The following is a 12,806-nucleotide window of genomic DNA, read 5'->3' as shown; positions in this document are numbered from 1 at the left end:
TCCCATCCTCTTTCAATTAACCAATCGCAATATTACCCTCTGGATAGCTGACTCTCTCTCCCTTGGCGAAATACCACAGGGAGGCAATGGTCAGCGGCCCGAGCCTGCCGATATACATAATCAGGATTGATAAAAATTTACTGCCGTCACTTAAGTCAGGGGTAATCCCTGTGGATAACCCCACCGTTCCGAATGCGCTGGTAATTTCAAACAGCGCCTCCATCAAAGAGACCTCCGGCTCCATGATGACCATTAGATAAGTACCCGTAAGGACTACCATTCCGGCAATCAAGGTGATTACCGAGGCCTTACGGAAGGCATTAACCGGAATTGCAAAGCAAAAGCCTTTTTCAGCCCGATTGGTAGCCGCCGATTTGATTCCCTGCAGCAGCACGAAAAACGTGCTGGTCTTAATGCCGCCCCCTGTGGAGCCCGGGGATGCGCCGATAAACATAAGCGCGGTAAGCACCAAAAGCCCCGCGTTGGAAAAGGTTCCCAGGGGATATGTGGAAAAGCCTGCGGTTCTGGCAGAAACGCTGTGAAAGAACGCCCCCAGCCAGGTAACCTCCTCTGTCAGCTTGATCAAAACCGTTCCGATGACAATCAGCGCGGCGCTCATGGACAGCACCACCTTGGCGTGCATGGAGAATTTTTTCCAGCGGAATTTCTTCACCCACATCTCCTGAATCACCAAAAAGCCGATTCCTCCAAAAAAAATCAGACCGCAGGTCACCAAATTCAGCATCACGTTATCCCGGTAGGGAATCAGATTCTGAAAATTACCCAGTATATCGAAACCAGAATTGTTAAAAGCCGCAACGGAATGGAACAGGCTGATTCCAAGGGCCTTCAGGGGCGGATAATCCTGTACAAACACGAGAAAGCTGAGCAATGCGCCCGCTCCCTCAAAAAGCAGGGTCAGCACGAAAATGCTCTTCACAAACCGGACCAGCCCCCGCCCGGAATCCAGGTTCATAGCCTCCCTGATAATACTTCTCCCCTTTAGATTCACCCTTCTTCCCATGGCCAGAATGATACCGGCCCCCACAGCCGTCACGCCCAAGCCCCCGATCTGGATCAGCGCCCCCAGGAAAAACTGTCCCAGCGGCGTAAAGGTATCTCCTGCGTCAATCGCGATCAGGCCCGTAACGCACACCGCGCTGGTGGAGGTGTAGAGCGCGTCAATATAACGCACCTTTACACCGTCCTGAATACTGCAGGGGAGCATCAAAAGCCCCGATCCCAGCAGAATCACAAAGGCAAACCCCAGGGCAATAATGCGTCCGGGGGACTGCTTTTTAATCATCTTAAACATACAAAGCTACCCCTATTTCAATTTTTTCTGCATCAGCTTAGCCAGCTCGCCGCCAAGCATAGGCAGGAACGCAAAAAGAAGCGCTGCCAAAAGCTCGTCAACGGTTAACGGCACAGTACTGAACACGGGGTTCAAAAACGGCACATAAATGCTGGCTGCCATAAACGCGACAGATGCAAGCACACACTTATTCAGATATCCGTTTTCAAACACCTTCATCCGAAAGACAGAGACAGTCTCAGAGCGGGCGGAATAAGCCCGAAGCAGCTCTCCCAGGACAATGGTAAAGAAGCAGGCGCTTCTGGCAACGTCCAGGGAATCGTGCACATAAAGTCCATAGAGGAAGGAGCCAAGGGTTCCCGCCGCAAGGGCAAGGCTCTGAATCATCACCGCCACCGCCATTTTTTTGTTCACAATGGGCTCTGCCGGGTCTCTGGGCTTTCGCTCCATAACCCCGGGCTCCTCCTTCTCCATTCCCAGGGCAAAGGCAGGAAAGGCATCTGTGATCAGGTTGATGGAAAGCAGCTGGATTGCCACTAGGGGAACTGGAAGATCAAAGAGCATGGCAAATAAAATCACCAGAATTTCCCCAATGTTGCAGGAGAGCAAAAATCCCACCACCTTGCGGATATTGCTGTAAATGGTGCGTCCCTCCGCAACTGCCCGCACAATGCTGGCAAAATTGTCGTCGGTTAATATCATGTCCGCCGCTTCCTTGGACACGTCTGTCCCCGTAATGCCCATGGCAATACCGATATCGGCATGCTTTAAGGAAGGCGCATCGTTTACGCCGTCGCCGGTCATTGCCGCAATATTTCCGTCTGCCCGAACCGCATCCACCAGACGCACCTTGTGCTCCGGGGATACCCTGGCAAAAATGTTGGTCTTTTTCACGCACTGGCGCAGCTCATCGTCGCTCATCTGGGAGATTTCCCTTCCCTCTACGGTGCGGTCCGTTTCAATTCCAAGCTGTCTGCCGATGGCGCTTGCCGTAATCTTGTGGTCGCCGGTGATCATTTTTACCTGGATGCCAGCTCTCTTACATACGGCTACCGCATCCCTTGCCTCCTCCCTGGGCGGATCGATCATGCCCATGAGGCCTACAAAGGTCAAGTGATCCTCCATTTCCAGAGAAGCCTCCGCCCGGTCTGTCACACGATAGGCAACGCCGATGACCCGAAGAGCCGCCTCCGCAAACCGCTGATTCTGGGCTAAGATTTCCTCCCGCTTCTGGTCGTCCAAAGAAACGGCCTCTCCTCCGATCTCTATTTTTTCGCACCGGCGCAGAAGCTCATCCGGGGCTCCCTTTGTGTACATCACAATCTGTCCGTCTATCTTGTGGAAGGTGGACATAAGCTTTCTGTCTGAATCAAAGGGAATCTCCTGGATGCGGGGATATTTTTTCTCCCATGCGTCCTTCTCCATGGAACATTTATAAGCCAAAACCACCATGGCGCCCTCTGTGGGGTCTCCGATAATAGACTCGTCCTTTGGATGATAGGAGGCGTCGTTGCACAAAAGTCCTCCCTCAATCAGCTTTTTCACCGAGTCCCCGGCCTCGCGGCCGTCCATATCCGTCACCGCTCCCTCGGGACTGTAGCCGCTGCCGCTGACATGATACACCCTCTCTCCGTCATAGAGCTTTTGAATGGTCATCTTGTTCTGGGTCAGCGTTCCCGTTTTATCAGAGCAGATCACCGTTGTGCTGCCCAATGTCTCCACCGCGCCAAGGCGCTTTATGATAGCGTTGCACTTTACCATCTTCTGCATTCCCATGGCCAGGACAACCGTCACCACAACAGTAAGTCCCTCGGGAATTGCAGCCACAGCCAGGGAAACAGAGGTCATAAAGATATCAAACAGCTCCATGCCGTGCCACAGGCCCAGCAGGAAAATCAATACGCAGATGCCAAGGCACACAATTCCCAAAAGCTTTCCCAGGCCGTCCAGCTTTTTCTGCAGGGGGGTTGACTCGTCGGGAACCTGACTCAGCATACCCGCAATATTTCCCATCTGGGTCTGCATGCCGATATCGGTGATAACGCCCTTTCCACGGCCATAGGTAATTACCGTTCCCATATAGGCGCAGTTTACCCGGTCTCCTAAGGCCGCATCCTCCTTAAGCAGCGCCTGGGCATCCTTCTCAACGGGCACGGATTCCCCGGTGAGAGCCGCTTCATCAATCTTGAGATTCACCGTTTCTATCAGCCGTAAATCTGCCGGAATATAATCCCCCGCTTCTAAAATGGCGATGTCTCCGGGAACCACATCCGAGGATGCCACCTGGATGATTTTTCCCTCCCGCAGCACCTTTGCATGGGGACTGGCCATTTCCTTTAATGCCTTTAGGGCGTTGCTCGCCTTATTTTCCTGATAAACCCCAAGTATGGTGTTGAGCACCACAATAGCGATGATAATGACGCCCTCCAGGGTTTCTCCAAGAGCCACAGAAATCACTGCGGCGATAATCAGAATAATCACCAGAAAGTCCTTCAGCTGTTCCAGCGCCATCTGAAATATGGTCTTTTCCTTTCCGCCCTCCAGCCGGTTTTTGCCATACCGCGCGCTGCGCTCATCGGCCTCCTTCTTCGTCAGACCTGTAGACAAATCCACCCCAAGGGCCTTTGCCGTATCTTCCGCCGATTGATTAAAATAAATTTTTGTGTCCATTTTCTTCCTCCGTAACACACACGCTTACTTACAATCCTAATACTAGTATAGAGAAACAGCCCCGTCAAGTACAAGGCAGGTTAAGGAACAGTTAAGATCCTCTTTGTGCCCGGGAAAAGGCGCAGCCGCAGTAATCCTGTCTGTAGAGGCCGTACTCGCCGGACAACTCCACAGAGCGCTTGTACCCGTTCTTTTTCTTAAAATCAGATGGCAGCCATGCCGTCTGGTATTTTTCGGACACAGCCTGTCCGATCTCATTGATTTTCTGCGCATTTTTTAAGGGGCTTATGGTCAGGGTTGTGCCAAAATAATCATAGCTTCCCTCCTGCGCCCTCTTTGCCGTCTCTCCCAGCCGAAGCGCAAAGCATCGAAAGCATCTCTCTCCCCCTTCGGGGCAGCTCTCATAGCCCTTTGCCATGTCAAAGAAATCCCGGGGCCGGTAGTCCCCTTCCAAAATCTCTATGGGATAGCCCCGCTTTTCTTTGTTGTAGGCGCCAATCAGACGCTTTTGCTCCTCCACCCTTTTTTTGTATTCCTCCTCCATGGAGATGTTGGGATTATAATAAAATACAGTTATCAAAAAACGGGAGCAGAGATACTCCAGCACATAGCTGCTGCAGGGGGCGCAGCAGCTGTGCAGCAGCAGGGAGGGAACCTTTCCCTCCCTGTCTATGCGCTCCAGTATTTTTTCCAATTCTTTCTGGTAATTTACCTGATTCATTGTTCCGTCCTTTTTCACTGCGGCCATCCATCCGGTCTATATTCTGTAAATGCCCGCAGAGCACGGGGAAACTCTGATGCCTTCCCCACAGTTTTCAGCTTCCTTTCCAAAGCTGTACACCGTCTCCTTAAGTCTGCAGCCGCATTCAAACACGATTTCTCTTTCCGCAGGATTTAAAATAACAAGCAGGCTCTCCTCCCCTGCGCTTCTCACATAGGCCAGGGGATACTCGTTTTGAGGAGCGTACACAAATTCAATGCCGCCGCCATTTTGCAGCGCAGGATGGGCTTTCCGCAAAGCGATCAGCCTGCGCACCTCCTGATAAAGGGAATCCTCCCTTTCCATCTGGCTTTCCACATCCGGCCGTTCCGCAGACTCATCCAGGGGAATATACAAAAGCTCCTTTGGCGCAGAGCTGAAGCCTGCGTTGGTGCTCTTATCCCACTGCATGGGAGAACGGGAGCCCGTTCTTTGATAGCCGCCCTCCACGGAACGCAGCCCCTCCACAAACCGCATACCGATTTCATCTCCGTAATACACAAAGGGAGCCCCGGGCATGGAAAACAGAAAGGCAAAGGCAATTTTTAACTCATCCCCCTTCAGGCGTCTTGCCAGCCTGTCCATATCATGATTGCCGGAGGGAATGCAGATGAATCCCTTTCCCTTTGTCTTTTCACGGCTCTCTTCATACCGCTTTACAAATGCGGAGGCATCTCCTTTTCCTCTTTTGGAAAAGAAGGGTTCCTCACAGCGGAACAAATCATTGTAGTGAGAGGGTCCAAACTGCAGCAGGAAATCCATGTGAAAGCCCCCTGCCAGAGACTTTTCCGGCTCTCCCCATTCAGAAATCAATACCGCCTCCGGATATTCCTGGTCTAAGAAGGCTCTTACCTTCTGCCACAGCGCGATGGTTCCCTTTCCCTCAGGATCATTTTTCACAAGGGAGCCCGCCATATCTACCCGGAAGCCGTCGCAGCCCATGCCCAGCCAGAAGCGCATCACATTCTTCATTTCCTCCAGAGTGGCTCTTGGGCCTTCCTCCTCCGGAGACTGCTGCCAGGGACGGTTTCTCTCATAATATCCGTAATTCAATGCCGGCTGATGGGAAAAGAAGTTTACCACACAGGAACCGCTTCTGTCCGATATTCCCCGGATACAGCCCATCCCCTCCGGGGATTCCCAGATATCGTCCGTCCAAATGTAGCGGTCCGTATAGGGATTTTTCTCTGCCTTCATAGATTCCTGAAACCATCTGTGCTTCGTAGAGGTATGTCCCGGAACCAGATCCAGCAGCACATGGATTCCCCTCTTGTGGGCCTCCTTAAAAAGCCGCCGTAAGTCCTCGTTGGTGCCGTATCTGGGCGCAGCCAGATAGTAGTCCTCCACATCATAGCCCGCATCCCCAAAGGGAGACTGAAAGCAGGGATTGAGCCAGATTCCGTTGCAGCCCAATCCCACGATATAATCCAGTCTTTCTATGATACCCTGGAAATCTCCGATTCCATCCCCATTGCTGTCCTGGAAGGATTGGGGATAAATTTCATAAAAAATTGCATCGTCAAGCCATTTCGCCATAAAAACCTCTTTTCCCTGCCCGTATCTGCAGAAATCGTTTTCTACAAACAAAATAGCACAGAATGCAAAGAATGGCTATCTCTTTTTTCTTAATTTTTTATGCCGTCGCCTCTTCATATCTTTTCTGAGCCTTCCGCCAGTTAATCAGGCCAAACCAGCCCTCCACATAATCCGGCCTGCGGTTCTGATACTGCAGATAATAAGCATGCTCCCAGATATCCACTAAAAAAATGGGTGTGTAAAGGCTCAAATCCGGCACATCCTGATTGGCTGTCTGCTGGATGGAAAGCTTTCCCTCTGCGTCTGTCAAAAGCCACGCCCAGCCGGAGCCAAACTGCGTGACTGCCGCCTGCTTCATCTGTTCCTTAAACTGCTGATAGGAGCCGAAATCTCTTTTTACAGCTTCGGCCAGCGCCCCCACCGGCTCCTGCCCCACCGGACCTTTCATGGCGTCAAAATAGAGCTCATGGTTGTGGACCCCTCCGCCATTATTGCGCACAGAGGTTCTGGCCGACGCAGGAAGATTCTCCAGGCTCATCAAAAGCTCCTTAAGACTCATTTTCTGGAGCTCCGGATAATCGGCCAGCGTATTGTTCAGATTATCCACATAGGTCTTATAATGCTTGTCGTGGTGAAAGTGCATGGTCTCTCCGTCGATCACCGGAGACAGGGCATCATATTCATAGGGAAGGGGTCTCACTACAAAAGGGTACGTCTCTTCTTTCATATTCTCCTCGTTTCTGCGCTGCTTTTACAGAGGGCAGACACGCGGATGCAGCACGGACGCATATCTGCCATTACCCCCTCAGTATATGCAGATCTGCATAAAAAATTCCGTTTCAAAGCCTTTGCAGGCCTTGAAACGGAACTGCTTATATCTGGGCAATGTCCACAAGCGTCAGCTCCCCGCCTGCATTCTCCAAGCTCGTCACCAGAGCTCTTGCAGTATCCATGGCTGTAATACAGTGAATGCCCGTCTCGATTGCCGTACGGCGGATCAAAAAGCCGTCCCTGGACTTGTCCCGCCCCTGAGTGGGCGTATCAATGACAAGATCAATCTTATGTCCCAGAATCAAATCCATTACCGTAGGGGATTCCTGGGATATCTTATTTACCTTCCTGGCTTTCACGCCCGCCTCATTCAAAGCGGCCGCCGTGCTTCTGGTGGCGTAAATGGTATATCCCAGCTTTTCAAATCGTCTGCCGATCTCGATAGCCTCTCCCTTGTCCGCATCCTTCACGGTAATGATCATATTTTTATACTTGGGCAGATTTACGCCCGCCCCCAAAAACGCCTTGTACAGCGCCTCATTGAAGGTCTTTGCGATTCCCAGGCACTCTCCGGTGGATTTCATTTCAGGCCCTAAGCTGATCTCCGCCCCACGGATTTTTTCAAAGGAGAACACAGGCATCTTTATGGCAAAGTATTCCGCCTCCGGCTGCAGGCCCGGCTCATAGCCAAGCTCTCGTATGGTTTTGCCGATGATTACCTCCGCCGCCAGATCTACAATGGGGATTCCGGTTACCTTGCTGATATAGGGTACCGTACGGGAGGAACGGGGATTCACCTCGATCACATACACCTCATCCCCGATGGCGATAAACTGAATGTTGATCAGTCCCTTTACATGCAGCGCCTTAGCCAGCCTTCTTGTATACTCTGCAATCTTTTCCTTCACAGCCTGGTTTATGGTATGCGCCGGATATACGGAAATACTGTCCCCGGAATGCACGCCCGTGCGCTCCACATGCTCCATAATACCCGGAATCAAAATATCCGTGCCGTCGCAAACCGCGTCCACCTCAATCTCCTTGCCCTGGAGATATTTATCCACCAAAATGGGATGATCCTGGGCAATGCGGTTGATGATCTCCATAAATTCTTCGATTTCCTCATCGGAAATGGCAATCTGCATTCCCTGGCCTCCCAGCACATAGGAGGGCCTCACCAGCACAGGGTAGCCCAGGCGGTTTGCCACAGCCTTTGCTTCCTCTGCAGTATACACGGTTCCCCCGGCAGCTCTTGGAATCTGCGTCTCCTCCAGAATCTTATCAAACAGCTCCCTGTCCTCGGCAGCGTCCACGTCCTCTGCCTTTGTTCCCAAAATGGGTACGCCCATTTTCATCAGGCTTTCCGTCAGCTTGATGGCCGTCTGTCCGCCGAACTGCACCACAGCCCCGTCCGGCTTCTCTATGTTGACAATGGACTCTACATCCTCCGCAGTCAGGGGTTCAAAATACAGCTTATCCGCAATGTCGAAGTCCGTACTCACAGTCTCCGGGTTATTGTTGATGATAATAGTCTCATAGCCGGCCTTGGAAAAAGCCCAGGTGGCATGAACAGAACAGTAATCAAATTCGATTCCCTGTCCGATGCGGATGGGGCCGGAGCCCAGCACCAAAACCTTCTTGCGGCCGCTTGTTTCCACCGCTTCGCTCTCTCCCCCGTACACGGAATAGTAATAGGGCGTGGAAGCCGCAAATTCCGCCGCGCAGGTATCCACCATTTTATACACGGCCACAATGCCGTTTTCATAGCGCATCTGTTTGATCTCTGCCTCAGAAATGCCCGTAAGCCTGGAAATCACATTATCAGGGAATTCAATGCGCTTTGCCTCCTTTAAAAGCTCCACAGTAAGGGGCCCCTTCTTCAGCGCCTGCTCCATCTCCACCAGAATCGCTATCTTATCGATGAACCAGATATCGATCATAGTGATCTCATGGATCTCTTCATAGCTTACGCCCTTTCTGATGGCCTCCGCAATCACATAGATGCGCTGATCGTCCACTATTTTCAGACGCTCCTTGATCTCCTCGTAGGAAAGAGCGCTGAAATCATAGCTCAACAGACAGTCCACATGCTGCTCCAGAGAGCGGATAGCCTTCATCAGCGCGCCTTCAAAATTATTGCAGATGCTCATCACCTCGCCGGTGGCCTTCATCTGGGTGGTCAGCGTCCGCTTTGCAGTGATAAATTTGTCAAAGGGCAGACGGGGAATCTTTACCACACAGTAATCCAGGGCAGGCTCAAAGCTTGCGTAGGTTTTGTGGGTAATTGCATTCTTGATCTCATCCAGGGTGTAGCCCAGCGCGATCTTGGCCGCCACCTTGGCGATGGGGTATCCCGTAGCCTTGGAGGCCAGAGCGGAGGAACGGCTCACCCGGGGATTTACCTCGATAACGCAGTACTCAAAGCTGGTGGGATGCAGCGCAAACTGCACATTACAGCCTCCGGTAATCTCCAGCTCATTGATAATATTCAGCGCAGAGCTTCGAAGCATCTGGTATTCCTTATCGCTTAAGGTCTGGGAAGGCGCCACCACAATGCTGTCTCCCGTATGTACGCCCACCGGGTCAATATTTTCCATATTACATACAGTGATACAGTTGCCCGCGCTGTCCCGCATCACCTCATATTCGATTTCCTTCCAGCCGGCAATGCAGCGCTCCACCAGCACCTGGCCCACTCTGGAAAGACGGAGGCCGTTCTCCAGAATTTCCTCCAGCTCCTCCCTGTTATGGGCGATGCCGCCGCCCGATCCGCCCAGGGTATAGGCGGGGCGAAGCACCACAGGATAACCAATGGAATTGGTAAAATCAATGCCGTCCTGCACGTTTTCCACCACCTTGGATGCCGCACAGGGCTCGCCAATACGCTCCATCAGATCCTTAAATTCCTGACGTCCCTCGGCATTTCGTATGGTGGCCGCTGTGGTTCCCAGAAGTCTTACGCCGTGGGAGGCCAAAAATCCCGACTCCTCCAGCTCCATTCCCAGATTTAAGCCCGCCTGTCCGCCCAGCGTAGGCAGAATACTGTCAGGCTTTTCCTTTTCAATGATCTGCTCTAAAACCTTTACCGTGAGAGGTTCAATATATACCTTGTCCGCTATGTCCTTGTCCGTCATGATGGTGGCCGGGTTGGAGTTTACCAATATAACCTCCACGCCCTCCTCCTTCAAGGAACGGCAGGCCTGGGTTCCCGCGTAGTCAAACTCTGCTGCCTGGCCAATCACGATAGGACCGGAGCCGATTACCATTACTCGTTTTACATTTGGATTCTTTGGCATATTACTTCTCTCCCTTCATCATAGAAATGAACCGGTCAAACAGATAACCGGAATCCTGAGGGCCCGGACAAGCCTCCGGATGAAACTGTACCGTGAAAATATTCTTGTTGGTATAAGACAATCCCTCATTGGTACCGTCATTTACATTGATAAAAGCAGGCACCGCAACCTTGGGGTCCAGCTTGTCCGTATCCACCACATAACCGTGATTCTGAGAGGAAATATACACCTTGCCCGTGGCAAGATCCTTCACCGGATGATTGCCGCCTCTGTGTCCGTACTTCATTTTGTGGGTATCCGCTCCTGTGGCAAGGGCCATAAGCTGATGTCCCAGACAGATAGCAAAAATGGGGATCTCCGTATCGTAAAGCTTTTTGATTTCCCTGATCACAGAGGTGCACTCTTTGGGGTCTCCGGGGCCGTTGCTCAGCATAATGCCATCGTAATTTCCCTCTATGATCTCCTCTGCCGGTGTCAGGGCCGGATACACAGTGACCTCACAGCCTCTCTGGGCCAGAGAACGTGCAATATTTTCCTTCGCTCCAAGATCCAAAAGCGCCACCCGAAGGCCTGCGCCGTTTAACTCCCGCACCAGAGAAGGCCTTTTTTCTCTGACGCCCCTCTCGTAGCTTATTCTGTCAAAACGGGCAGCACCGGATAAGGGACCGTTCTGCTCCAAAACCGTTGTGGGCTCCACTGTATGCTTCTCCTTACAGGTTACCCGCTCCACCACCTTCCCGGTGGTATATTCCTTCAATCTGGGAAGAATTTCTTCCAGACAATAATTTTCATTGGTGGTAATCATGCCATTCATAGTGCCTTTTTCCCGCAGAATCTTAGTCAGCGCCCTGGTGTCAATTCCTGCGATGCCGGGCACACCGTTCTCCTCCAAAAACGCCTGAATGGTACAGTCATTTCTGAAATTACTGGGAATGCGCGAAAGCTCCCGCACAATAAAGCCGTCCGGCCAGGGCCTTAAGGATTCCATGTCCTCTCTGCAGATACCGTAATTGCCGATCAGCGGGTATGTCATGCAGACCGCCTGCCCTGCATAGGAAGGGTCCGTCAGCACCTCCAGGTATCCCGCCATGGATGTGTTAAACACAATTTCACTGATTACTTCCCTGTCCGCGCCGATGTGCGTTCCCTCAAACACGGTACCGTCCTCTAACACCAAAAATGCCTTCATACTCTACCTCTCTTTTCGTTCTCGCGCTTCCAAACGTTCTTTTGCATAATCGCTTCATTATATCACAAAAGAAATGCACGGGCAATACCCCGCTTTCCCTTAAAAAGGCTGCCCGGCTGCAAAAAAAGAACACGGCCTCCGGTCGCCCGGCCCGAAACCGCATTCTTTCTTTCAAGCATTTCCAAGCTTAGTACAACCACCGATAAAACTCCGTCCAGCCATGCACGGACATGGAATCCTCGTACTCGGAAAGCAGAATTTTCTTCCAGGGTGACGGCGAGCCGTCAGGGAAATCAATAGCTGCCTCCCTGTTTTTCACACCATTAATAGTGTAGTCGTCCAGAGTCACTTCCACCGTGCCAAGCTCCGTGTCAAAGGAGGTTTCATATAAAACGGCGTTTTCCTCCAAAGCCGTCATCAGCCCTTCCTCCTCCATGCCAAAGGCCTTGAAAAAGTCCGCAATGGTAAAGCAGTTGTACTTCTCCGCGTAATCTGCAAAGCCTCCCACAGGCGCAAGCCCTCCGGAAGCATCCTTCACAGTCCCAAAGTCAGTCACCACGCTGTCAAGCTCTGTGTCCGAATAGGAATAGTAAGTATAAATCTGGCTCCCGTCCACAGTGCCCCTGAATTCCAGATACATACTGTCATAGCTCTCTCCGGTTTCCAGATCCCAGCTGTCTGTATCGGTAAAATACAGCTCTACGCCTCCTTCCAGCGTCTGCGTGCCTTCATTTTCCACACCCTGGCTTAGTCTATAGGTATCCGCAGCCTCTGCGCTGTTAATGTCCTCAAAGGCATGCTCCGACTGGTAAGGAGCATACACAAATTCCGTAAAAGGATCGGACATATCCGGCTGAAACGCCTCTTGTACCGTTTCCAGGGAAGCAGCCGGAACTGTTTCCGACACAATGCCGTCAGTTGCTCCGTCTGCAGCTCCCTCTGTGGTTGCCTCATCAGAGGCTGCTGTCTCATCAAAAGCCCCGGACTCCGCTTCCGCCGTACTCTGTGCTGCAGCTGCTTCAGATTCCCCAGGAGTACCGCTTTCACCGCAGGCCGTCAAAAAGGAAGCCGTCAATACGGCCGTCAAAAAAATAGGTAACGCTTTTTTCATCCTCATTCTTCCCAGCTTTATCCTGTTTCTATCGTTTAGAAAACTATACAGCAACGCTTGTCCCAAGTCAATCCCCTTTTATTTCTTGAGTTTCCGCAGAATTATCTCCACCAGGCAAATCTGCCGTATCCTGTTATCCACAACTTTCAAAAAATGCC

The 12,806-nt window shown here is 51.7% G+C and carries 8 protein-coding genes; all 8 read right to left on the bottom strand.

Translation table 11 applies throughout. The annotated features are described in order from the left end of the window. Nucleotides 1-16 precede the first annotated feature (16 nt). Nucleotides 17-1,315, bottom strand: coding sequence for a TrkH family potassium uptake protein (locus SHK35_RS11150; RefSeq protein WP_318709810.1), 1,299 nt, complete (start codon nt 1,313-1,315; stop codon nt 17-19). 12 nt (nt 1,316-1,327) lie between these two features. Beyond that, the gene (locus SHK35_RS11145; RefSeq protein ID WP_318709808.1) at nt 1,328-3,985 is read right to left on the bottom strand and encodes a cation-translocating P-type ATPase; all 2,658 of its coding nucleotides are present in this window, start codon (nt 3,983-3,985) and stop codon (nt 1,328-1,330) included. 91 nt (nt 3,986-4,076) lie between these two features. After that, complete coding sequence (locus SHK35_RS11140) at nt 4,077-4,706, bottom strand: epoxyqueuosine reductase QueH (protein ID WP_318709819.1); 630 nt, start codon at nt 4,704-4,706, stop codon at nt 4,077-4,079. Between the two features lie 36 nt (nt 4,707-4,742). Continuing rightward, entirely contained in the window at nt 4,743-6,281 is a 1,539-nt protein-coding gene (locus SHK35_RS11135) for an alpha-amylase family glycosyl hydrolase (protein WP_318709807.1), read from the bottom strand. 97 nt (nt 6,282-6,378) lie between these two features. Continuing rightward, nucleotides 6,379-7,008 (bottom strand): superoxide dismutase, encoded by a 630-nt coding sequence (locus SHK35_RS11130; RefSeq protein ID WP_318709805.1) that lies wholly within the window; start codon nt 7,006-7,008, stop codon nt 6,379-6,381. A 145-nt stretch (nt 7,009-7,153) separates the two neighbouring features. Next, the gene (carB, locus tag SHK35_RS11125; protein WP_318709804.1) at nt 7,154-10,348 is read right to left on the bottom strand and encodes a carbamoyl-phosphate synthase large subunit; all 3,195 of its coding nucleotides are present in this window, start codon (nt 10,346-10,348) and stop codon (nt 7,154-7,156) included. 1 nt (nt 10,349) lies between these two features. After that, complete coding sequence (locus SHK35_RS11120; protein ID WP_318709803.1) at nt 10,350-11,537, bottom strand: carbamoyl phosphate synthase small subunit; 1,188 nt, start codon at nt 11,535-11,537, stop codon at nt 10,350-10,352. Between the two features lie 187 nt (nt 11,538-11,724). After that, on the bottom strand, nt 11,725-12,648 hold the full coding sequence (locus SHK35_RS11115) for a hypothetical protein (RefSeq protein WP_318709802.1): 924 nt from the start codon (nt 12,646-12,648) through the stop codon (nt 11,725-11,727). Between the last annotated feature and the right edge of the window lie 158 nt (nt 12,649-12,806).

The organism is Candidatus Acetatifactor stercoripullorum (assembly GCF_944382095.1).
GTDB classification, from domain to species: domain Bacteria; phylum Bacillota; class Clostridia; order Lachnospirales; family Lachnospiraceae; genus Acetatifactor; species Acetatifactor stercoripullorum.
Note: the sequence above shows the minus strand (reverse complement) of the source record. Positions and strands in the feature narration are given on the sequence as shown.

What these genes read in the sequence shown, in the direction of transcription:
- SHK35_RS11150 (WP_318709810.1), bottom strand. Translation starts at nt 1,315, where the DNA reads ATGTTTAAGATGATTAAAAAGCAGTCCCCCGGACGCATTATTGCCCTG.
- SHK35_RS11115 (WP_318709802.1), bottom strand. Translation starts at nt 12,648, where the DNA reads ATGAAAAAAGCGTTACCTATTTTTTTGACGGCCGTATTGACGGCTTCC.
- SHK35_RS11130 (WP_318709805.1), bottom strand. Translation starts at nt 7,008, where the DNA reads ATGAAAGAAGAGACGTACCCTTTTGTAGTGAGACCCCTTCCCTATGAA.
- SHK35_RS11140 (WP_318709819.1), bottom strand. Translation starts at nt 4,706, where the DNA reads ATGAATCAGGTAAATTACCAGAAAGAATTGGAAAAAATACTGGAGCGC.
- SHK35_RS11145 (WP_318709808.1), bottom strand. Translation starts at nt 3,985, where the DNA reads ATGGACACAAAAATTTATTTTAATCAATCGGCGGAAGATACGGCAAAG.
- carB (WP_318709804.1), bottom strand. Translation starts at nt 10,348, where the DNA reads ATGCCAAAGAATCCAAATGTAAAACGAGTAATGGTAATCGGCTCCGGT.
- SHK35_RS11135 (WP_318709807.1), bottom strand. Translation starts at nt 6,281, where the DNA reads ATGGCGAAATGGCTTGACGATGCAATTTTTTATGAAATTTATCCCCAA.
- SHK35_RS11120 (WP_318709803.1), bottom strand. Translation starts at nt 11,537, where the DNA reads ATGAAGGCATTTTTGGTGTTAGAGGACGGTACCGTGTTTGAGGGAACG.